Origin of the sequence: Streptomyces sp. NPDC088794 (assembly GCF_044750545.1) — a bacterium.
Taxonomy (GTDB): domain Bacteria; phylum Actinomycetota; class Actinomycetes; order Streptomycetales; family Streptomycetaceae; genus Streptomyces.
Genome location: NZ_JBIVKB010000022.1, coordinates 162343 through 181861, shown reverse-complemented (window position 1 = coordinate 181861; position 19519 = coordinate 162343). Strand labels below are relative to the sequence as shown.

General features: G+C 70.7%; 19 protein-coding genes and 3 pseudogenes. 9 read left to right on the top strand and 13 right to left on the bottom strand.

Features of this window, described 5'->3' with window-relative positions:
* Window positions 1–225, top strand: a pseudogene (locus ACIP6U_RS43575) (IS256 family transposase); the annotation flags it as partial.
* Window positions 222–724 (top strand): annotated as a pseudogene (locus tag ACIP6U_RS43570) (HAD domain-containing protein). The pseudogenes ACIP6U_RS43575 and ACIP6U_RS43570, both read left to right, overlap by 4 nt.
* Window positions 725–1537: 813 nt before the next feature.
* On the opposite strand, the gene ACIP6U_RS43565 reads toward ACIP6U_RS43570, so the two are convergent.
* Window positions 1538–1759 (bottom strand): hypothetical protein, encoded by a 222-nt coding sequence (locus tag ACIP6U_RS43565; RefSeq protein WP_401728547.1) that lies wholly within the window; start codon window positions 1757–1759, stop codon window positions 1538–1540.
* Window positions 1756–2169 (bottom strand): hypothetical protein, encoded by a 414-nt coding sequence (locus tag ACIP6U_RS43560; RefSeq protein WP_401728545.1) that lies wholly within the window; start codon window positions 2167–2169, stop codon window positions 1756–1758. The genes ACIP6U_RS43565 and ACIP6U_RS43560 overlap by 4 nt, the downstream gene beginning before the upstream one ends.
* A gap of 138 nt (window positions 2170–2307) precedes the next feature.
* On the opposite strand from ACIP6U_RS43560, the gene ACIP6U_RS43555 reads away from it, so the two are divergent.
* Window positions 2308–2511: a hypothetical protein gene (locus ACIP6U_RS43555; protein ID WP_401728543.1), complete on the top strand. Its 204-nt coding sequence runs from the start codon at window positions 2308–2310 to the stop codon at window positions 2509–2511.
* Between the two features lie 42 nt (window positions 2512–2553).
* On the opposite strand, the gene ACIP6U_RS43550 is transcribed toward ACIP6U_RS43555, so the two are convergent.
* Entirely contained in the window at window positions 2554–4044 is a 1491-nt protein-coding gene (locus ACIP6U_RS43550; protein ID WP_401728542.1) for a recombinase family protein, read from the bottom strand.
* Between the two features lie 48 nt (window positions 4045–4092).
* On the opposite strand from ACIP6U_RS43550, the gene ACIP6U_RS43545 reads away from it, so the two are divergent.
* Both ACIP6U_RS43545 and ACIP6U_RS43540 read left to right on the top strand, forming a co-directional pair.
* Window positions 4093–4650, top strand: a complete 558-nt coding sequence (locus ACIP6U_RS43545) for a DUF4865 family protein (RefSeq protein ID WP_401728559.1) — start codon at window positions 4093–4095, stop codon at window positions 4648–4650.
* Window positions 4647–5555, top strand: coding sequence for a phosphotriesterase (locus ACIP6U_RS43540; RefSeq protein ID WP_401728541.1), 909 nt, complete (start codon window positions 4647–4649; stop codon window positions 5553–5555). Before ACIP6U_RS43545 ends, ACIP6U_RS43540 begins: the two co-directional genes overlap by 4 nt.
* Before the next feature lie 33 nt (window positions 5556–5588).
* Here ACIP6U_RS43540 and ACIP6U_RS43535 read toward each other — a convergent pair whose 3' ends face one another.
* The 3 genes from ACIP6U_RS43535 to ACIP6U_RS43525 all read right to left on the bottom strand — a co-directional run bounded on the left by ACIP6U_RS43535 (window position 5589) and on the right by ACIP6U_RS43525 (window position 8125).
* Complete coding sequence (locus ACIP6U_RS43535) at window positions 5589–6059, bottom strand: pyridoxamine 5'-phosphate oxidase family protein (RefSeq protein ID WP_401728540.1); 471 nt, start codon at window positions 6057–6059, stop codon at window positions 5589–5591.
* A gap of 1 nt (window position 6060) precedes the next feature.
* A complete protein-coding gene (locus ACIP6U_RS43530) occupies window positions 6061–6519 on the bottom strand; it encodes a hypothetical protein (protein ID WP_401728538.1) in 459 nt (152 codons plus the stop codon).
* 136 nt (window positions 6520–6655) lie between these two features.
* A complete protein-coding gene (locus ACIP6U_RS43525; RefSeq protein WP_401728536.1) occupies window positions 6656–8125 on the bottom strand; it encodes a ketol-acid reductoisomerase in 1470 nt (489 codons plus the stop codon).
* An 88-nt stretch (window positions 8126–8213) separates the two neighbouring features.
* On the opposite strand from ACIP6U_RS43525, the gene ilvY reads away from it, so the two are divergent.
* The gene (ilvY, locus tag ACIP6U_RS43520; protein WP_401728535.1) at window positions 8214–9077 is read left to right on the top strand and encodes an HTH-type transcriptional activator IlvY; all 864 of its coding nucleotides are present in this window, start codon (window positions 8214–8216) and stop codon (window positions 9075–9077) included.
* Between the two features lie 63 nt (window positions 9078–9140).
* Here the strand turns inward: ilvY and ACIP6U_RS43515 are convergent.
* The 3 genes and pseudogenes from ACIP6U_RS43515 to ACIP6U_RS43505 form a co-directional block, all read right to left on the bottom strand.
* Window positions 9141–9597: pseudogene (locus ACIP6U_RS43515) on the bottom strand (RpiB/LacA/LacB family sugar-phosphate isomerase).
* A 24-nt stretch (window positions 9598–9621) separates the two neighbouring features.
* Window positions 9622–10860, bottom strand: coding sequence for an ROK family protein (locus ACIP6U_RS43510; RefSeq protein ID WP_401728533.1), 1239 nt, complete (start codon window positions 10858–10860; stop codon window positions 9622–9624).
* Window positions 10861–10917: 57 nt separating this feature from the next.
* Window positions 10918–11568: an alpha-ketoglutarate-dependent dioxygenase AlkB family protein gene (locus ACIP6U_RS43505; protein WP_401728532.1), complete on the bottom strand. Its 651-nt coding sequence runs from the start codon at window positions 11566–11568 to the stop codon at window positions 10918–10920.
* 67 nt (window positions 11569–11635) lie between these two features.
* Between ACIP6U_RS43505 and ACIP6U_RS43500 the strand changes: the two genes are divergently transcribed.
* Window positions 11636–12769, top strand: a complete 1134-nt coding sequence (locus ACIP6U_RS43500) for a methyltransferase (RefSeq protein WP_401728530.1) — start codon at window positions 11636–11638, stop codon at window positions 12767–12769.
* Between the two features lie 24 nt (window positions 12770–12793).
* Here the strand turns inward: ACIP6U_RS43500 and ACIP6U_RS43495 are convergent, their stop codons facing one another.
* The 4 genes from ACIP6U_RS43495 to ACIP6U_RS43480 all read right to left on the bottom strand — a co-directional run bounded on the left by ACIP6U_RS43495 (window position 12794) and on the right by ACIP6U_RS43480 (window position 18549).
* On the bottom strand, window positions 12794–13708 hold the full coding sequence (locus ACIP6U_RS43495) for an SGNH/GDSL hydrolase family protein (protein WP_401728528.1): 915 nt from the start codon (window positions 13706–13708) through the stop codon (window positions 12794–12796).
* A 171-nt stretch (window positions 13709–13879) separates the two neighbouring features.
* Entirely contained in the window at window positions 13880–15370 is a 1491-nt protein-coding gene (locus ACIP6U_RS43490) for an AMP-binding protein (protein WP_401728526.1), read from the bottom strand.
* The gene (locus ACIP6U_RS43485) at window positions 15367–17679 is read right to left on the bottom strand and encodes a CoA transferase (RefSeq protein ID WP_401728525.1); all 2313 of its coding nucleotides are present in this window, start codon (window positions 17677–17679) and stop codon (window positions 15367–15369) included. The genes ACIP6U_RS43490 and ACIP6U_RS43485 overlap by 4 nt, the downstream gene beginning before the upstream one ends.
* A 51-nt stretch (window positions 17680–17730) precedes the next feature.
* Window positions 17731–18549 (bottom strand): alpha/beta fold hydrolase, encoded by an 819-nt coding sequence (locus ACIP6U_RS43480; protein WP_401728523.1) that lies wholly within the window; start codon window positions 18547–18549, stop codon window positions 17731–17733.
* On the opposite strand from ACIP6U_RS43480, the gene ACIP6U_RS43475 reads away from it, so the two are divergent.
* Together ACIP6U_RS43475 and ACIP6U_RS43470 are read left to right on the top strand one after the other, a co-directional pair.
* The gene (locus ACIP6U_RS43475; RefSeq protein WP_401728557.1) at window positions 18448–18858 is read left to right on the top strand and encodes a MaoC family dehydratase N-terminal domain-containing protein; all 411 of its coding nucleotides are present in this window, start codon (window positions 18448–18450) and stop codon (window positions 18856–18858) included. The two genes, ACIP6U_RS43480 and ACIP6U_RS43475, sit on opposite strands and share 102 nt — an antisense overlap.
* Window positions 18855–19280, top strand: coding sequence for an acyl dehydratase (locus ACIP6U_RS43470; RefSeq protein WP_401728521.1), 426 nt, complete (start codon window positions 18855–18857; stop codon window positions 19278–19280). Before ACIP6U_RS43475 ends, ACIP6U_RS43470 begins: the two co-directional genes overlap by 4 nt.
* The last annotated feature ends 239 nt before the right edge of the window (window positions 19281–19519 follow it).

Below are 19519 nucleotides of genomic sequence, written 5' to 3'. Positions count from 1 at the left end.
ACAAATCCCATCGAGTCGACCTTCAGCACGGTAAAGCTGCGGACCAAGGTCACCCGCGGCGCCGGCAGCCCGGCTGCGGCCCTGGCGATGGTGTTCAAGCTCGCCGAGTCCGCCCAGGCCCGCTGGCGCGCGATCACCGCACCCCACCTCGTCGCCCTAGTCCGCAACGGCGCCCGCTTCGAACGCGGAGTCCTGGTTGAGCGTGAGCAGGAGGCTGCGGCATGAGTAGGCGCGAGGAACGCCCGCTGCTGTTCCTGGACGTCGACGGACCTCTCCTGCCGTTCGGCGACGGCCCGCAGCACGAGCCGTCAGGCACCGCGACAGATTCGCACCTGACGCGGCTCGACCCGCGCCTCGGGCCTCGGCTCGCGGCACTCCCGTGCGAGCTGGTCTGGGCTACCACCTGGGAGGAGGCGGCGAACACCGACATAGCACCGCGGCTCGGCCTGCCGTCCCTGCCGGTCGTGCACTGGCCGGAAACCTCCGACGCGCATGAACGCGAGGACCAGTGGTACGGACTCCACTGGAAGACCCGAGCCCTGGCGGCATGGGCGGACGGCCGCCCGTTCGTCTGGGTCGACGACGAAATCACCGACGCCGATCGGGACTGGGTATCCACCCACCACCCCACCCCACCCCGGCCCTCCTCCACCGCATCACATCGTCCCGCGGCCTCACCAACGAAGACTTCGTAGTCCTCGATCAATGGCTGCGGGCTACTTGAAGATCCCCACGGTGATCCACAGGAATTGACAATTGCTCCGCGGAGCGTGAGGAGGAGGAGAGAAGGCACGCTCAACGCAGCCGGCTCAACGTCGCCGGACCCTCAGCGCCGCCGAAAGGCGGTTGCGGCGCAGTAGGCGGAGGAGCCGCAGCCAAGCGCTCGCGGAAACTACCTCCTACTTACGTTATGTGGTGCATGTGACGCTCTAACGATCATGAATAAGCCCACCAGCAGCAATCTTTCGCATGGTGGAAAATCATCCGTTACGAGACCGTGACCATGCTCAACCGGGACGCCGCGCGTCAACCACTACCCAGAGTGACTAGCGTCGCGGCCTGCGTGAAGCCCTGGGAGGCCGCCTGGCGGATTCCGTGCGCTCCAGTGCACTGAACGGCCGCGAGAGAGGGCTTCACGGGCCGCCTCAGACCTCGTCCGCCTCGCGCTCCCCGTCGGCGTCCGTCAGGAACGAGGGCTGCGTCCTCCCAGATTCAGTCTGGCCAGAAGTGCCAAATTAACCGCCATTCTCAACTCCTTCTAACACGCGTTAGGAAGAAAGCTGAGGAGGGGGTTTGTTTGACACTTTGGCGCGAGGTTTGGGAGTTTCCTCAGGTCAGGGGGATGTGGATTTCGGGGCGACGGAGGCGTGCGCGACAGGGGACGTAAGCGACGCAACGGGCAAAGCCGAGAAAAAGTGCGGAGGACTTGCCTCCGGTTCCCGTCGGGACGTTCCGGGAGGGCGTCGACGAGGACCCGGAACGCGCGGAGGGCCCGCCACATCCGAGGATGCGCGGGCCCTTCCGTCACAGTGTGTAGTTACTTTGCGTGCGCTTCCTCTTCCGCCATCTTCCGGCGGAGGTAGGCGGCATCCCATCCGACGTCCACAAGGTCCCCGTCGAGCGCCCCGCGGATGACGGCACGCGCCCAACTCGCGCGGTCGTCGAGCCGCAGGCGGTACACGGAGTCTTCGCCAGGGACGGTCAGCGCCTCGCACACGGCCTCCAGGAGGGCGCGGAGGTCGCGCACCTCCGCGCTCACGCGGCGACTGCCGGGAAGAGGGAGACGGTACGGGCGTGCTCTTCGACGCAGCCGTCACACACGCTCGTCGACCAACCGCCCTGGACTCGCCGGGGTGCGGCCGTCTCGTCGACGGTGAGGCAGTGACCGCAGGTGGTGTCGGGCTCGTACGCGTAGAGCGCCGCGGAGTCGAGACAGCAGATGTCGGCGCCCAGCGCCTCACCACCGAGAACGACGGAGGCCGTCGAGTCGAGCCAGTTGTCAGCGAGCACCACCCCGGCAAAGTCGGCGATGGTGAAGTCCATGGACGTCGCGACAACGGCGGGGAGCTGGAGACGGTCGGCCGCGTCGAAGGCAAGGGCGGTGAGGTCTTCGACGTCGACGGGGGTTGCGACGGAGCCGACGACGAGAATCTTGTTCTGTGCGAGCATGATGTCTCCTCTTCGAGGAAGCGCCCCGTGTGAATCTGCCAGGATGCCGCGGGGCGTTCTACTTGGCCAGGGGTGGTTAACCACCTCGATAGTGACACACCCTCGACAGGTGGTCAACCACCCTGCCACACTGGCGACATGGCCAACGCTCACAGCCACAAGCTCCGCGGTATCCGCGGCATCGACGACGCAACTTGGAAAGCCTTCGACGAGGCCACCAAAGCTCTAGGTACGGACCGGTCGGCGTCCGTGCGCGCGTGGGTGGACTACTTCCTAGGACGCACCGACGAGCTTCCTGAGCGTCCGCCGGAGGGGGCGCGTAACGAGACCCCTCAGACATGACGAGAGCCCGGAGGATGCGCTCCGGGGCTCTTTCACTACTCGTTAGTGCTCAGCCGGCGTAGCCCACGTGATGTCACACCGCACGTCGCCCACGAACGGTTTCCCACGCAGCCCGCGCGTCACGGTCACCTTGTCGATAGCCAACCGGATCAGATCGCGTCTCAGAGCGTCGTCAGCGGCCTCCCACGCCGCGTGCAGTACGTCGGAGTCATCAAAAATCGTCAGGTCGACAGCGCCTCCGAACTCCGCAGCCCGATTCTCTGCGGTGACGAGGTCCGCCTCCGCCTCCGTGACGAGGCGCGGGTAGAAGCGGCCCATAGCCCCGTCGTAGATGCCCTCCTTGCGGTCTTCCGCGAGTCGCTCCAGGGACCTTTCAGCGGCTTTCACTGCCGCGAGCGCCTGACGGTGCTCTTCCGTCTCCTCGGGCTTCGTCAAGGCCACCCAGCGCTCCGCGACGGCCAACATAAGCGGGTCAGCCTCGTCGATGTCGGCCTTCAGTACGGCACCTAGCCACTCTTCGAAGACGTACGCCTCAATGAGCGACCTCATGGCCGACGCTGGTTCCGCACAGTGCTTCCCGACGGTGTAGTTGTAGCACCGGTACGAGCGACCGTGAATCGCCGTTCCTCCTCCGCAACTTGCGCAGCGGAGTAGGCCAGACAAGAGGTGCTTTACCTTGCCCCGCTGGTACTCAGGAGCTACGGGGAGGTGACCCGCTACCGCGAGGCGAGCGCGCTTGACGAGGTCCGCGTGTACGGGCTCGACGCCATCAGCGAGGACGGAAACTCGCTCTCCTTTCCTGTTGCGGTAAGGGACAGAACGGCCTCCGCGCGTCAGGGAGACGGCTTGCCATCCCTCGTACACGGGGGTCTGAATCATGCGATGGATGGTCGACCCTCCCCAGGTACCGCCGTCGGGCGAAGGAATGCCGTCGTCGTTCAGTTCCTGGGCGATGGTACGAGCTGACTTTCCCTCTGCCGTGGATTCGAAGATTCGGGTGAGCGTCGGCCATGTATCCGCGTGGCGGAGCTTGCGTGTTTCCCTGTCGGAAATTTCGAAGCCGTACGGTGCTCCCCCAAGCCACGCGCCCTCGTTGCGCTGCTGCTCTTTCGTCCCTGTCACTCGATGGGAGAGGAGAGCTGAATACTCCCGCGCTTCCTCGACACGGTTGATGATGTCCCGACGGTCGCGCGGGTCTGCGGAGTCGAGTCGCTCGTAATCGAAGACGATGCGTTTGCCCGTGTCGAGCAGCGGGATAACTGAGCCCGCTCCCTTTCGGGAGAATCGGTCGGCCGCGTAGCACCACAACGCCGGCACTTCGTCCGCGAACAACGCGCCAATAGCTTTGTCGAACTCCGGACGTACGGTGTCTGTGTACGCGCTCAGGTTGTCCGCCCACACCCTACGGACGGTGTAGTCGTGCTCGTCTGCCCACCGACGTCCCCGCTCCTCTTGAGCACGAAACGTCAAAGCCCGTTCGCGCTGCCGCGTGATCGCGGACTTCCGCAAGTACAGATCAATCTCTTGAGCCACTGGCCCTCCCCTGCGCCGCACGATACATGCAAGGGTGTCCCTGCGGTCCTGCCCGCCGACTACGACATGGCCGTGATCCGCGGCCGGGTCGCCCGCGTCGGCCATCTCCTCGACGACTGGGACGGCCTCGGCATCAAGACGTACCTGATGCGCGAGCGCGGGGTGAACGGCTCGCCGGTGAACCAGTACGCGCCGTTCTACCTCTGGAACACCATGGAGGGCATGAACACCTTCCTCTGGGGAGGCGCCTTCCAGGGGCTCAGCAACGACTTCGGGCGACCGTCGATCCGGCAGTGGACCGGTCTGGCGTACGAGGAGGGCAGCGCCGCCGACTCGCCCGCGCGGTTCGCCGTACGACGGCGTCAACCGGTGCCTGAGGGCGGGGAGTTGGCGGAGGTCATGGCGGACGCGGTACGGGAGACGGAGCGGCTGGCCGGGGCGGACGGGGCGGTGCTCGCGGCGGCGGCCGTCGACACGGGCCGCTGGGAACTGGTGCACTTCTCGCTCTGGGACCACGACGCGCCCAAGACCGACGGGGATGTGTTCGAGGTGCTGCACCTGTCGGCGCCGGGGCGGGAACGGTTGCCGCGCGGGCGGCAGTGGTGAGCACGGTCCGTACGGTGCTGGGGGATGTCGACCCGGGGGACCTCGGCGTGTGCGACGCGCACGACCATCTGTTCCTCAGCAGCCCGCGGTTGCCCGGCCAGGAGTTGAACGACGGCGCCTCCGCGCGGGCCGAGTTGGAGGCTTTTCGCGCGGCCGGCGGGTCGGCCGTCGTGCAGTGGACGCCGTACGGCATGGGGCGGCGGGTCGCCGATCTGCCTCAACTGTCGCGCGCCGCCGGGGTGCACATCGTCTGTGCGACGGGGCTGCATCAGGCCGCGCACTACGCGCCGGAGGTGTTGAAGGCGGTGCGCGGGAAGCTGGCGGACGTCTTCGTCTCCGAACTCACCGCCGGTATCGGCACGTCGGGGGTACGGGCGGGGCTGATCAAGGTGGCCGGTGACTTCCACGGGATCGACGCGCACGCCCGTTGGACCATGGCCGCCGCCGCGGAGGCACAGCGCGCGACGGGCGCGACCATCGCCGTGCACCTGGAGCTGGGCACGGGGGCGCTCGACGTACTCGACCTGCTCTGCGGGGAGTTGGGCGTGCCGGCGCACCGGGTGGTCCTCGGACACCTCAACCGGTCCCCTGATGTCGTGATCCAGCGTCAGGCCGCTGGGTCCGGCTGCTGGTTGGCCTTCGACGGGCCGTCCCGCGCCAACCACGCCACCGACTGGCGCATGCCGGACGCCGTACGGGCCCTGGCCGAGGCCGGGTTCGGCCATCGGTTGCTGCTCGGCGGGGACACGGTTGTCGCGGGGGCGCGGTCGGTCGACGGCGGGCCGGGGATGCCGTATCTGCTGCGGCGGGTCCGGCCGCGGCTCGCGTCGGACCTGGGTGAGGAGCTGACGGACCGCATCCTCACCGAGAACCCTGCCCGGGCCTTCGCCGTCGAGTGGCGGTGAGGGCGCCGCGACTCACGGCTCCCCAGGTCGGGTTCAGGTGAGGTCGGCCGGGATGCGGTGGTCCGGGGTGCCGTCCTTGGCGAGGATCCAGTGCGCGTCGGCCACCGCGCGGTAGAGAACGAGGCCGGAGGTGTCCTGGACGTCGTCGGGTGTCCAGACCAGTCCCCCGTGGCCGACCGAGCGACGCGAGAAGACGTCGATCGTGCGCTCGATCTCCGACTCGTCCACGCGTGCGGCGACCGCGGACATGTACACGCCCTGGCCGGTGCCGATCGGAACCGAGGAGTCGAACACCGAGATGCCGACCTCGGGGCGTACCTCGATGTTTCGGGAGTGCGTGGCGTGCAGCGAGGACACCCAGACGAACTCCCGGCAGTCCACGTGCGCGAAGTAGACGGGCGTGCTCCACGGTCGGCCGTCCTGGTCGGCCGTGGCGAGCACCATGTACAGGTTGGCTTCGACGATGCCGCGTGCGGTCTCTGCGGGCGATGCGGTGGCGGGCATGTCAGCGGCTCCTGCTGTAGGTGAGGGCGAAGTCGTGCTCGTAGTCGGTCGACGCGTCCTTCGCGATCTCCCAGGCGCCACTGATGGTGTTGCCGTCGGCGCTGAACCGCCCGGTGAACCGCTGCCGGAACGACAGTGGCGTGAAGTCCGGTGTCTCCCGCACCAGTTGCCACAGCCCGTCGACGAAGGTCATCGCATACAGCCGCACGACGCCCCGGCTGTCGAAGTAGTGCTGTGTGTAACCGTCGATGTCCGGGTCGACCGCGATGACGGACATGGTGTCCGGGGCCTCCGGGAGCAGCACTTCGGTGCGCTGGACGAGGAACTGCCCGTCCAGGGTCCACTCGAACACACTGCGGCCCGGGGACACCGTCCGGCCGGGGAAGTCGGCCCGCAACTCCCACTCGCCGACGAGCACGTCCAACCGTGCCAGCGCCTCCTGCCGTGCCGGTTCGGTCACCGCGCACACCTCCCTCTCCTCGACCGCACAGATCGTCCGTCCACGCCTGTTCACCAGTAGGACGGCGGGCGCGAGTGAAACTCATCGGTGCCGGTGCGGGACACCAGTGGACAGGGAGGTGTGCGGGACCGGATGCCTACGCCACGGAGATGTCCACCGATGGCCGCAGCTTCGCCGCCGCCGACAGGGCCTCGTGGGCCGGGTGGGTGTCGAAGGCCGTCAACAGGGCCTTGTCGGCGGGAAGTTCGGCCGCCGGGTAGGCGATCTGCTCGAAGGCCGCCTGGAAGCGGGGGCTCCAGCGGCGGGTGCCGAGGCGGGCCGTGCGGGAGCAGTTGTCGACCATGTAGGCCACGTTCCGTGCGTGCATGTAGGGCAGCAGGGAGTCGACGGCCTCGATGACGGACTCGTTGACGATCTCCGACCAGGGGTGGCCACGTTCGGCGAACTCGTCGATCTGGGCCGTCATGGTGGCGACGAACACGCCGGCCGTGAACGGGTCGACGGGCACGTCGTGTTCGGCACGGCGGGCGTGCACCTCGTCGCTTACCGACCACATCGGGGAGCCGCCGATCACACTCATCGGACGGCTGCCGAGCCGCCGTTCGGCGAGGATGACACTGCGCAGTTCGGTGCCGTCGGCGACCTCGTCGTAGATCTCGGCGATGATCTCGCGGGCCGGACCGTAGGTGGCCGTGTACGCGCGGTCGAAGACGTCACGGCCGGCCGCGTCGAGGTTCTCCCGCACGGCTCGCAGCCCCTCCTGCGAGATGGTGCGCGCGATCGGCCCGGTGATGTTCTCGCAGGAGCGCTCGTAGGCGGTGACCGGGTCGTCGCCGGTCAGCCGCCACCGCGTGTAGAGGCTCTCGACGATGCCGTGGACGGCACCGGCCAGGATGGCGCGTTCGCCGACGATGTCGGAGCGGTACTCGCTGTCCAGGGTGGTGCGGAAGGTGTACGGCGAGCCGAGCGCCACCGACCAGCCGAGCGCGAGGTCCGTGGCGCGTCCGTCGGGGTCAACGTGCACCGCGAAGCTGCTGTTGATGCCGGCGCCGTTGATCTCCTCGCCCTGCCGGTACAGCCTGCGCACCGAGTCGCCCATGCCCTTGGGGCAGACGCCGATCACGCCGTGTCCGGACGGGAACTCCCCACCCGTCTCCCGGAGATGGCCGACCAGGAAGCCGTGCGAGAGACCGATGACGGCCTCGGGCTTGAGGACCGCGAAGATCTCCTCGTGGTGCGCGGCGAGTGCCGCGTCGGCGATCAGCAGGATGACGAGGTCGCTGTCCGCGGCCACGGCGAGCCAGTCGCCGAGCGTGCCGTCCTCCTCGGTGAAGCCGTTGTCTCGCGCGTCGGCGGCCGAGGCGGAGCCCGGGCGCAGTCCGACGGCCACCTGGATGTCCGTACCGGCCAGGGAGTCCCTGAGGTTGAGGGCCTGGGCGCGGCCCTGCGGACCCCAGCCGAGGACGCCGACACGGCGGACCCCGGCGAAGGCCTGCGGGAGCAGCGGGAAGAGGTGCCGTCCGCCCCGCAGGACGGTCTCCGTGCCACCGGGCACATCCATCGTTTCGAGGGGGAAGACGCGGGAGGAGTACGTGGTCGAGGTCATGGTCGAGTTGTAGGCTCCGGACAGGTATTGCGGCAAGCGCAACTTGTGCAGCGCGCTGTTGCGTGAAGTGAAACGGCGAGGTCAGCGCATGCGGGACGATCATCGAGAGCTGCGTCTCTTCCTGCATCTGGCGCAGTCCCTGAACTTCGGGCGCACCAGCCTCGACTGCCATGTCAGCCCGGCCACGCTCACGCGCACGGTGCAGCGGTTGGAAGCGGATCTGGGGCATCGGCTGTTCGAGCGCGGTCCGCGCGGGGTGTCGCTGACCGCCGAAGGCCACCGGTATCGCGAATACGCCGTCCAGGCACTGGAGTTGTGGCGCACCTACCGCGAGGAGCATCCCACGCCGGCCGAACTCACCGGCCGTCTCGCGGTGTTCGCCACGGTGACCGCCTGCCAGGCGTTGCTGCCCGACCTGTTGGCGCCGTTCCGGGCCGCGCACCCGCAGGTCCGGCTCGACCTGCGCACCGGCGACGCGGCGGCCGCGCTGGCCCGGCTGGACGAGGGCGAGGTGGACGCGGCCGTCGCAGGGATCCCGGCGCGGCTGCCGGAGGCACTGGTGAGCCGCACGGTGGCGGTGACCGAGCTGGTTCTCGTCACCGCTCTGGACCGGCCGGACCCCGGTCTCGACGGGCCCTTCGTCCTCCCCCACCGCGGCCTGGTGCGTGACGCGGCCGACCGGTGGTTCCGGGCCCGCGGCAGGACGCCCGAGGTGGCGTGCGAGCCGGACGGCCACGAGGGGCTGCTGACCCTGGTCGCCCTGGGCTGCGGTACGGGCGTGGTCCCCAGGCTCGTACTCGACCACAGCGCGGTGCGCGACCGGCTGGCGGTGCTGCCCGCCGATCCGGCGCCGGAGCCGTTCCCGATCGGGCTGTGCGTGCGGCGGGCGGATCTGCGGCGGCCGTCGGTGGCGGCGTTGTGGATGCCGGTGCCGGTGACGTTGCGCGGGTGAGTCCGCGCCTGTGATCGCCGGTGCCTCAGGGTCGGTGACCGCCCGTGGCCCCGCGCCGGAGCATCAGGGTGTTGCCCTGCCCAGGTCGAGCCGCTCGACGCGCTCCACGTTCTGCCGGTCCTCGGCGTCCTCGCTGGCCTCCCCGGCGAACCAGGCGTCGAGGATCTCCCCGAGCAGCGGTTCGGAGGTCAGGCGCAGGCCTGAGGGCGAGCACGTTGGCGTCGTTCCAGCGGCGGGCGCCGTCCGCCGTGTAGGCGTCCGTGCACAGGGCCGCCCGTACGCCCGGCACCTTGTTGGCGGCGATGGACGCGCCGGTGCCGGTCCAGCAGCGGACGACGGCCTGGTCGGCGGTTCCGGCGGCGACGTCCTGGGCGGCGGCCGACGAGCACGCGGCCCACTGCGGATCGTCGCCCGAGGACAGCGCCCCGTGGGCCAGCACCTCGTGCCCGCGCTTGCGCAGCTCCGCGACGAGGGCGCGGGCCACGGGTTCGTCCATGTCCGAGGAGACGGAGATCCGCATGCCCGCGAGCCTACGCGACCAGCGCTACGCCAGCGCCCCCAGCGGGTCGTCCAGGACCGGCTGCCAGGCCAACTCCGCCGCTCCGACGAGGCTGTTGTGGTCGAGGGTGCAGGCAAGGATGGGGACGCCGCCGCTCTGGCCCCACAGGCTGCGGTCGGCGACGACCGCGCGCAGCCGCTCGGGGTCGGCGTCCAGGAGGGTGCGGTGCAGGCCGCCGAGGATGATGCGGTCGGGGTTGAGGATGTTCACCAGGCCCGCGAGGCCGAGGCCGAGGCGGTCGATGAGGGTCTCGGTGGCCGTGCGGATCGACGGGTCGTCGTAGTGGTTGCGGATCAGGTCCATGGCCTGATGGAGGAGCGACACCACGGGGCCGGGCTCGCGCTGCGCGGCGGTGAGGAAGGCCAGCGGGTCGGCCTCGACGTCGAGGCAGCCGCGGCTGCCGCAGTGGCAGGGGCGGCCCTCGGGGTTGACGGTGAGGTGGCCGACCTCCAGGGCCAGGCCCGAACTGCCCGTGTGCAGGCGCCCGTCCAGCACCAGCGCCCCGCCCACGCCCCGGTGTCCGGTGGCCACGCAGAGCAGGTCCCGGGCGCCGCGACCCGCTCCGTGCCGGTGTTCGGCGAGGGCGGCCAGGTTCACGTCGTTGCCCGCGAACGCCGGTCCGGTGATGCTGGCGGCGTGCACGCACTCCGCGAAGATCCGGCGCACGGGCGCGCCCGCGGGCCAGGCCAGGTGCAGCGGGTTGAGAGCGAGGCCTTCCGGTTCGGCGACCGCGGACGGTACGGCGAGACCCGCGCCGACGCACCGCAATCCCGTCTCCCGCAGCAGCCCGGCGCCCGCCTCCACGACGGAGCCGAGGACCTTGGCGGGGTCGGCGTCGACGGTCTCGCGGCCGGCTGCGGTGGCGACGATCCGGCCGCCGAGGCCGACCAGCGCCGCCCGGAACCCGTCGGCGTGCACCTGTGCGGCGAGCGCCACGGGCCCGTCGTCCGCGACGGCGAGCCGGTGCGAGGGGCGGCCCTGCGAACCGGCCGCCGCGCCGGGCCTGGCGTCCACCCGGATCAGCCCGAGCGCCTCCAGCTCCGCGGCGACCGCGCCGGCCGTCGCCCGCGTCACGCCGAGCTCGGCGGTGAGTACCGCCCTGGTCGGCGCGCGCCCGGTGTGTACGAGCTCCAGCGCGGGCCCGAGCGCACCGCGCCCTCGGTCCAACCGCGCTCTCGGGGTGGTCCCTTCCCCCGCCGACGGGGGGTCAGCCTTGCCGCTCATGAAGGCGAGTCTCCCATGATCCGCAGGTACGACGACTACAGGACGACGGCAGGACGACTACAGACCGCCGACCCGGAGGGTGATGTTCAGACGCCCTGTCAGTCCCAGTTCCGGTGGTGCCGTGCCCGGGTGGACCCTGGGCACCCCGTGGTACGCGAGACGGGACGGGCCGCCGAAGACGAACAGGTCGCCGCTGCGCAGTTCGACGTCCGTCCAGGGCCTGGTGCGGGTCTCCGGGTTGCCGAAGCGGAAGACGCAGGTGTCGCCGAGGCTCAGGGACACCACCGGGGCGTCCGACTTCTCGTCGGCGTCGCGGTGCATGCCCATGCGGGCGTCGCCGTCGTAGAAGTTGATCAGGGCGATGTCGTGGGCCGCCTGGGTCGGCCGCGGTCCGAGCGCGTCGGTCACGGCCCGGCGGCCCAGTTCGCCCAGCCAGGCCGGGAAGGGCTTGACCGGGGCGCCGTCACCGTCGACGGCCGTACGGGCGTATGCGTACGGGTACCAGTGCAGGCCGAGGCAGACCTGGCGGGCGGTCATCGTGCCGCCGCCGGGGGTGCGGACGGTGCGCAGACCGGCCGGCGGGCGGGCCCAGGTGCGGCACTTCTCGACGAGTTCGCGCTGCCGCCGCGGGTCCAGCCAGTCGGGTACGTGGACCGCGCCCGGCGCGATCTCGGTGCGTTCGCGGGGGAAGAGTTCGGCCTCGTCCATGGCCTCCATCCTGCCCGAACGGGTCTGAGCTGCGGCTCCGCTAGCCTTGAGCACAATGAACGACCGTATGACGACGCCATGGGGCGAGCGCGAGCTGGCCCGTTTCCCCGAGGACCCGCGCGACCGGCTCCGTGCCTGGGACGCCTCCGACGAGTACCTGCTCAGGCACCTCGCGGACGAGGGCATCCCCCTGTCCGGCACCGTCGTGGTCGTGGGCGACCGCTGGGGCGCCCTGGCCACCGCCCTGGCGGAGTACGAACCCGTGCAGATCACCGACTCCTTCCTCACCCGTGAGGCGACCCGCGCCAATCTCGGGCGGGCCGGCGTCGGGATCGGTGCGGTGCAGCTCCTCACCACCCAGGATCCGCCGCCCGACCGGGTCGACGTGCTGCTGGTGCGGGTGCCGAAGAGCCTGGCGCTCCTGGAGGACCAGCTGCACCGGCTGGCGCCCGGGGTGCACGCGGGCACGGTGGTCGTCGGCACCGGCATGGTCAAGGAGATCCACACCTCGACGCTGCGCCTGTTCGAGCGGATCCTCGGACCGACCCGCACCTCCCTCGCGGACAAGAAGGCCCGCCTGATCTTCTGCACGCCCGACCCCTCGTTGCGGCGCGGGACCAACCCCTGGCCGTACAGCTACGCCCTGCCCGACGGTGTGGGCACCGTGTCCGGGCACACCGTCGTCAACCACGCGGGCGTCTTCTGCGCGGACCGGCTCGACATCGGCACCCGCTTCTTCCTGAGCCACCTGCCCACCGCGAGCGGCGCCCGCCGTGTGGTGGACCTGGGCTGCGGGAACGGTGTCGTCGGTACGGCGATGGCGCTCGCCGATCCGGACGCCGAAGTGCTGTTCGTCGACGAGTCGTTCCAGGCCGTCGCCTCCGCGGAAGCGACGTACAAGGCGAACGGGGTGCCCGGGCACGCCGAGTTCCGGGTCGGGGACGGGCTCACGGGGGTGGCCGACGGGAGCGTGGACCTCGTGCTCACCAACCCGCCGTTCCACTCGCACCAGACGACGACGGACGCGACGGCGTGGCGGATGTTCACCGGGGCGCAGCGGGTGCTCGGGACGGGTGGCGAGCTGTGGGTGATCGGCAACCGGCATCTCGGGTACCACGCGAAGCTGCGGCGGCTGTTCGGCAACTGTGAACTCGTCGCCGGCGATGCGAAGTTCGTGGTGCTGAGGGCGGTCAAGGAGTAGTCCCGGGCCGCCCTCGCGGCGACGTCAGTGCCCGTGCCGCTTCTCCAGGCGGTTGAGGACGGCGGTCGCCATGACGGCCTCGCCCTTGGCGTTGGGGTGGGCGGGGGCCGCCGGGGAGGCGGGCTGGAGGGGCTCGATCCAGCGGTCCGCGGGCGGCTTGCACATGTCGTGCCCGATGGTCGGCTTGTACGTGTCGACGTACTCCGCGCCGTTCAGCGCGGCCACCAGGCGGAGCATCAGGTTGAGGCGCTTACCGGTGTCCCGCAGGTAGGAGAAGTCCTTGGCGGCGAAGGGCACGGAGGGGTAGCAGCCGCTGCCGTCGTCGGGCAGCAGGTCCGGGTAGCCGACGACGAGCACGCGTGCGTGGGGCGCCTTCTTGTGGACGGCCCGGAGTACGCGGGTGACCTTGGGTGCCGTGTTGAGGATGTTCAGCACCAACTGGTCGGTCCCGGACGAGGTGTAGTACCGCTGACACGGATTGCCCGACAGGTCCGTGGAGCTGAGCCTGGCGCAGGTGCCGATGATGGTGCTGAACCCGATGTCGTTGCCGCCGATCTGGACCGTCACCAGGTCGGTGTCCCGCTGGACCGCGTTGAGTTGAGGCGGGTTCGTGCCCTGCGCCTTCCACATCTCCTCGGTGGTCGCGCCGCTGCAGCTCACGTCCTTGAGCACGGTCCCTCTGCGGTCCGCCGCCACCAGCGAGGGGTAATTGTGGTCGGAGCGGGCGCAGTTCGCGTCCACCTGGGTCGGGATGTTCGGCCCCGCGGTGTACGAGTCGCCGAGCGCCACGTACTGCGTACGGCGGTCGTGGCCCGGACCGTGCGCCGCCGCGGGTGCCGCGGAAGCGACGACGAGCGCGCAGCCACTGACCGCTGCCGCGGCCGCCACAACCCTGCGGCGACCGGGTGCGGTTGCGGCCGGATTCAGCTCACGCCTCATGAAGATCCCCCCTGATCCGAGTCGACACGACGGGACGGGCCCGGTGAAGTCCTCGCTCGTTCAACGGACTTTGTATACCCGTCGGTAAGTCCCGGGGGCCAGAGGTCGGCAGGGATGAATTCGAACGCAGAGGCGGAGGACCGTACGGAAGGCGGCCGTCCGCTCAGCCCCTCAGGCCTCGCGGTCCCAGGTGGTGGCGGTGACCCCGCGCTCGCGCAGCACCGCCTTGCGGACCTTGCCGGTCGCGGTGAGCGGCAGCTCCGGGACGGTGTCGATGTACCGGGGCACCGCGAAGGCGGGCAGTTCGCCGGCGCAGTGCCGTACGAGGTCCAGGGGGTCCAGCAGGTGGCCGGGTCCGGGGACGACCGCGACCATCACCTCGTCCTCGGCCAGCTCCGACGGCACCGGGAAGGCCGCCGCGTCGGCGACCGCCGGGTGCGAGCGGACGGCCGACTCGACCTCCTGCGAGGAGACGTTCTCGCCGCGCCGGCGGATGACGTCCTTGATCCGGTCGACGAACAGGAACCATCCGTCGGGTTCGCGGATCACCCGGTCGCCGGTCCGCCGCCATGCGGTGGGGGCGGGCACGGACTCCCCCAAGTAGCCGGTGGAGAAGGCGAGTTCGCGTGTGCTGCGGACCACCAGCTCACCGGCGACGCCGTCCGGAACGGGAGCGAGGCCGTCGTCGACCACGCGCGCGGCGAAGCCTTCGCGCACCGTGCCGAGGTAGCCGGGCCGCTGTTCCTCGGGGGTCGACCCGATGACGAGGTTCGTCTCCGTGGAACCGAATCCGTCGACGAGAGTGACCCCGAACCGCTCGCGGAAGGGTGCCCACGCGGGGCCGGGGGTGGCCGGGGAGAGTCCACGCCGGCCCCGGTGCGCGCGATCGGCGGGGCCCGGGGGCCGGGCGAGCAGCATGGGCACCATCGCGCCCAGCAGGTAGACGACCGTCGCACCGGTCTCGGCCACCCGTGCCCAGTACCGCGTGGCGGAGAACCGCTCGTCGATCACACAGCTCGCGCCCACGGCCAGGGCGTGCGCCAGGGTGTTGAGGGCGTTGGTGTGGAACAACGGGAGGCAGGTGTACAGCACGTCGTCGGCGGTGAGGCGGAGCGAGTCCGAGACGTTGCGCCCCCACTGGACGGTCTGAGCGTGCGGGCAGCGCACACCGCGTGCCGTTCCCGTGGTGCCCGAGGTGAAGAGCACGAAGGCGGTGTCGTCCGGGCGCACTTGGGCCGGCGGCACGGCGGCGGTCGTACCCGGCGCCGGGACGTCCTCGCCGCCGGCGATCCACAACTCACCCTGAAAACCGGCCGCTACGACACGCTCCGCCAACTCCCCCTCCGCAAGGAGGAATCGCGGTTCAGCGGCGCTCAACACCTGCCGGAGGCCACCACCTCGCAGACCGGTGTTGAGCGGGATCAGCACCGCTCCCAACCAGGCGCAGCCGAGGATGAGGTCGACCAGTTCGATCCGGTTGCCGGCCATGGCGGCGACGCGGTCTCCCGCGCGGCACCCGCCCTTCGCCAGCGCTCCCGCCATCGTGGCGGCGGCCGTACGGGTCTGCGCGTACGTCCGCGTTACCTCCCCCACCCGCAGGAAGGGGCGGTCGCCGAACTTTCCGGCCGCCTCCTCGAGAAGACGGGGGATCGTGTCGTTCACCGCAGCACTCCGGCCTCCCGAAGTCCCCGGATGCGCTCCGTCGAGAAGCCCGCCACCTCGCCCAGTACGGCGTCGGTGTCGGCGCCGAGCACGGGCGCGGCCTCGCAGATCCCGCCGGGTGTGCGGGTGAGGCGGATCGGGACGCCCTCGTGGAGGAAGGCACCGGCGACCGGGTGCTCCTTGCGCACGTAGAAGCCACGGGCCCTCAACTGCGGTTCGTGCTCGACGAGTTCGCGTCCGTCCTGCACGGCGCCGGCCGGGACACCGTGCGCCTGGAGCGACTCGGCGGCTGTGTCGGCGGGCAGCGTGCGGGTCCACTCCCCCAGCACCGCATCGACCAGGTCCGCCGCGTCTCGCCGCGCCTGCGCCGTACGGGTCCGTTCGTCGGCGGCGAGTTCCGGGCGGCCGATCACCTCACACAGCGCCACCCATTCGCTGTCGTCGCGGACACTGACCGCCAGCCAGCGGTCGGCGCCGAGGCAGCGGTAGACGCCCTGCGGGCTCCAGCCCGGGTGGGTGTTGCCGCTCGGTTTCACCTTGGCGCCGCCGAGGAGACTGGTGCCCATGTGGGCGGCGATCGCCTCCAGTTGGGAGAGGTCGATGTGCTGTCCACGTCCGGTCACCGCCCGGTGCTCCAGCGCGGCGACCGTGGCGAGGGCCGCCTGGAGGCCCGCGACGATGTCACCGTGGCCGTAGATCACACCGACCACGTCGTCCGGTCCCCAGCCGGTCAGTCCGGTCAGGCCCCCGCTCGCCGAGACCGTGTCGGCGTACGACACCCAACCGTTGCGCGGTCCGGTGTGGCCCATGCCCGACATGCTGACGTAGACGAGGTCCGGGTTGATGCGGGTCAACTCCTCGTAGTCCAGGCCGAGTTTGCGCATGACCGTGGAGCTGAAGTTCTCCACGAGGACGTCGGAGCGGGCGATGAGATCGCGGAGCACCGCGATGCCGTCGTCGGTTCGGGTGTCGAGGGCGATGCTGCGTTTGTTGCGGTTGACCTCGTTGAAGTAGCCGTTGGTGTTCGGGTCCGTGTGGGAGCCGCGGGAGAGATGCATGAAGGGGGCGAAGCGGGTGGGGTCGGGGCGGCCCGCGGACTCGACCTTGATGACGTCGGCGCCGTGGTCGGCGAGGATCTTGGTGCAGTACGGGCCGGCGAGGACCCAGGTGAGGTCGAGGACGCGGATGCCATGCAGGGCGGGGTGTGCGGAGGCCTGCTGAACAGGGCGTTCGGCGCGTGGCCCGGAGTCGAGGAGGTCCTGGTCCGCGCCCAGGTCCGGTACCTCCAGTTCCTGGACCCTGCGGCCTTCCGGGAACGCGAACGGGAAGCCCAGGTCGGTCCGCTCCCCCTCCGGCGTCCGGACCCGGGTGAAGAAGCCCCGGGCAGCGAGCTGCGGGTTGTCGGGGAGTTCGTGGGGCAGGTCGACGGCGACCCAGGGCAGCTTCCTGGCCTGGGCCCGCTCCGCGAACTCGGCCTTGGGCCACGTGCCCACGAAGTCCTGGACGACCTTGAACACGTGCTCCTGGTGCTTCTTGCGTTCGACCGGGTCCTGCCAGCGCGGTTCCGTGAGATCGGCCGCCGCGTCCTCCTCGCGCAGCCAGTCGAGCAGCGCGTCCCACATGCGCGGGCTGCCGCCGAGGCCTCCGCCCAGGTAGCCGTCGGCGGCCCGGAACAGGCCGTGCGGGACGAGGGGATGGACCCGGCCCGGGCGTGGCGGCACCCGGTCCTCGTGCAGGTAGGCGAGGGTGCCGGCCTCCAGGGCGGCTGCCACGCAGGCCTGCGCGGAGACGTCGGCGAGTTGTCCCGGGCCGGTGCGGCGGGCGCGGAGGCCGAGCAGGGCGGCGATGGCCGCGTTGACGCCCGCGAGCTGCTCGGCCTGGTGCTCCGGGAGGCGCAGGGGCGGGCCGTCGGGGTCGCCGACCTGGGCGAGCATCCCGCCCAGCGCGGCGACCACGAGGTCGGTGCCCTGCCAGTCGGTGCGGGGGCCGAGCAGGCCGAAGGGGGTGGCGCGGACGTGTTCGAGGTCCTCGCACCCTTCGACGAGCGCCTCGGCGCCGCCAGGACTCCCGTCGAGCAGCACGTCGGCACTGCGCAGCAGACCGCGCAACTCCTCGGGTGAGGCGGGGACGACCGAGCGTTTGCCCGCGTGCCAGTGGACGAACGCGTCGCCGTCGAGTTCGCGGCGGGTCCCGTCGCCTTCCGGTGGTTCGACGAGCACGACCTCGTGGCCGAGGCCGACCAGCAGGCGGCCGGCGAACCGGGTGAAGGGGCTGGACAGTTCGACGACGCGCGGCACGGACTCGCTCACGTCTCCTCCCCGGAGAGTCGGTGGTACGGGGTCAGCTGTGCTGTAGCTGGTTCAGCCGTGCTGCTGGTTCAGGAAGCCGGAGACGACGCTGTGGTAGTCGTAGGGCCGTTCCTCCTGCGGATGGTGGGAGGCCTCGCTCATCACGTGCAGGTTGCCCTTGGGGATCATGCGGGCCAGCATCAGCGGGTAGGCGGGGGTCAGGAACGCGTCCTGCATGCCCCACACCAAGAGCGTCGGCGCGGCGATCAGGCCGAGTTCTGCGGTGAGGTCCTGCCAGTCGCCGCGCGGGTTGTCGGAGGCGCCGGCGAGGGCGGTCTCCTCGGGGTCGAGGCTCTGTTCGTAGCGCAGGGTCACCGTGCCGTCGGGAATGGCTGCCGGGTCGAACCACTCTAGGCGGGCGATGAGTTCCCGCATCTTCTGCCATGAAGGGCCGGTGCCGCCGTAGTACACGTCCCGGGCGTTGCGGCCGCGGCGGCCGCCTTCCGGCAGGGGCGCGAGCGGGCCGTAGAAGACGGGCATGCTGCCGGTGATGACCAACGACCGTACGCGGTCGGGGTACTTGGCGGCGAGGTTGAGCGCGATGGTGCCGCCCCAGGAGTTGCAGACGAAGTCGGCGCGCTCGAGGGCGAGTTCGTCGAGCAGGGCGACCGTCTTGGCCGCGTGGCAGTCCCACATGGGGCCCTCGATGACGGGCTTGGCGGACTTGCCGTACTGGAGGATGTCGAGGAGCGGGCCCGGGCGTCGATCGGGGCCGGCGAGCAGCGGTCGCTGGGGGTCGTACGGGCCGAGGACGCGGCGGAGTTCGCGCGGGCGGCCGGCGAGCGCGCACCGCGTCTCGTCGATCCCACGCGCGCCGACTTCACCGTCCATCCGATGTACGTGGTGAGTCTGTTGCGCGGGGCGCCCGGGGCCGATGCCTCGGAGTTCCGGCCGGACGGCATGTACCGCGACGAGGTGCCCGGCACCGACGGGCTCGACGTCCGGCTGATGGCGGGCGGCCAGGACGTGCGGTGGGTCGGGGTGGTGCGCGCGGGCGACCGGATCGAGCTGCGGCGCACGCTCACGGACGTGGAGCGGAAGGGCAGTGGCGAGGGGTTCCTGCTCCTCACGGTGGAGAAGACGTACAACTCGGCGCGCGGGACGCTGGTCGAGGTCACGGAGAGGTTCATCGTCCGATGACGGGCCATCGGGAGCGTCAAGTCGTCGCGGGCCAGGACGTGTTGCCCGTCGAGCTGACGCCCGACGCGATCGGTCTGCTGCGGTTCGGGGCGGTCACCCGCAACGCCCATCGCATCCACTACGACGCCGAGTTCGCGCGGTCCGAGGGGCTGGCCGGGGCGGTCGTCATGGCTCAGCTGCACGGGTGCCTGTTTCACCGTGCGGCGGCGGAGTTCGCCGGTGCGGGTGGGCAGGTGCGTGAGGTGGGGTGGCGGAACCGGGCACCGGGCCATGCCGGGGACCGGTTGGTGGTGACGGGCACGGTGGAGTCGGTGGACGCGATCAGCGGGGCGGTCACTCTTGATCTGGTCGAGCGGTGCGGGGCGGGTGGCGCGGGCGATGTGGTGTGTTGCCGGGGGCGGGCGGTCGTCGTCCTGAGGTGAGCCGTGGTCCTGAGGTGAGGGGCCATGGTCGGACCACACGGGGACTCCCGCGCCTTCCCAACGGACTCCCCCTCCGTCCCCCGTATCCCGCGTCCATCCCAGCGCTGGTCCATCCTCACAGGTCACAGGCGTGTGATCGTCCCGGCGTCCCAATCGGGGGCCGGAGGATCCGGGCTTCGGGACGGCCGCGCAAGCATGAGTCCGCCGGGCACTTCCGGCAACTCATCAGAGGGGGAACA

Bases quoted from the DNA above. Each gene is read 5' to 3' on its own strand.
- ACIP6U_RS43560 (WP_401728545.1), bottom strand. From the start codon at position 2,169: ATGCTCGCACAGAACAAGATTCTCGTCGTCGGCTCCGTCGCAACCCCC.
- ACIP6U_RS43555 (WP_401728543.1), top strand. From the start codon at position 2,308: ATGGCCAACGCTCACAGCCACAAGCTCCGCGGTATCCGCGGCATCGAC.
- ACIP6U_RS43535 (WP_401728540.1), bottom strand. From the start codon at position 6,059: ATGCCCGCCACCGCATCGCCCGCAGAGACCGCACGCGGCATCGTCGAA.
- ACIP6U_RS43525 (WP_401728536.1), bottom strand. From the start codon at position 8,125: ATGACCTCGACCACGTACTCCTCCCGCGTCTTCCCCCTCGAAACGATG.
- ilvY (WP_401728535.1), top strand. From the start codon at position 8,214: ATGCGGGACGATCATCGAGAGCTGCGTCTCTTCCTGCATCTGGCGCAG.
- ACIP6U_RS43510 (WP_401728533.1), bottom strand. From the start codon at position 10,860: ATGAGCGGCAAGGCTGACCCCCCGTCGGCGGGGGAAGGGACCACCCCG.
- ACIP6U_RS43505 (WP_401728532.1), bottom strand. From the start codon at position 11,568: ATGGACGAGGCCGAACTCTTCCCCCGCGAACGCACCGAGATCGCGCCG.
- ACIP6U_RS43500 (WP_401728530.1), top strand. From the start codon at position 11,636: ATGACGACGCCATGGGGCGAGCGCGAGCTGGCCCGTTTCCCCGAGGAC.
- ACIP6U_RS43495 (WP_401728528.1), bottom strand. From the start codon at position 13,708: ATGAGGCGTGAGCTGAATCCGGCCGCAACCGCACCCGGTCGCCGCAGG.
- ACIP6U_RS43480 (WP_401728523.1), bottom strand. From the start codon at position 18,549: ATGGACGGTGAAGTCGGCGCGCGTGGGATCGACGAGACGCGGTGCGCG.
- ACIP6U_RS43470 (WP_401728521.1), top strand. From the start codon at position 18,855: ATGACGGGCCATCGGGAGCGTCAAGTCGTCGCGGGCCAGGACGTGTTG.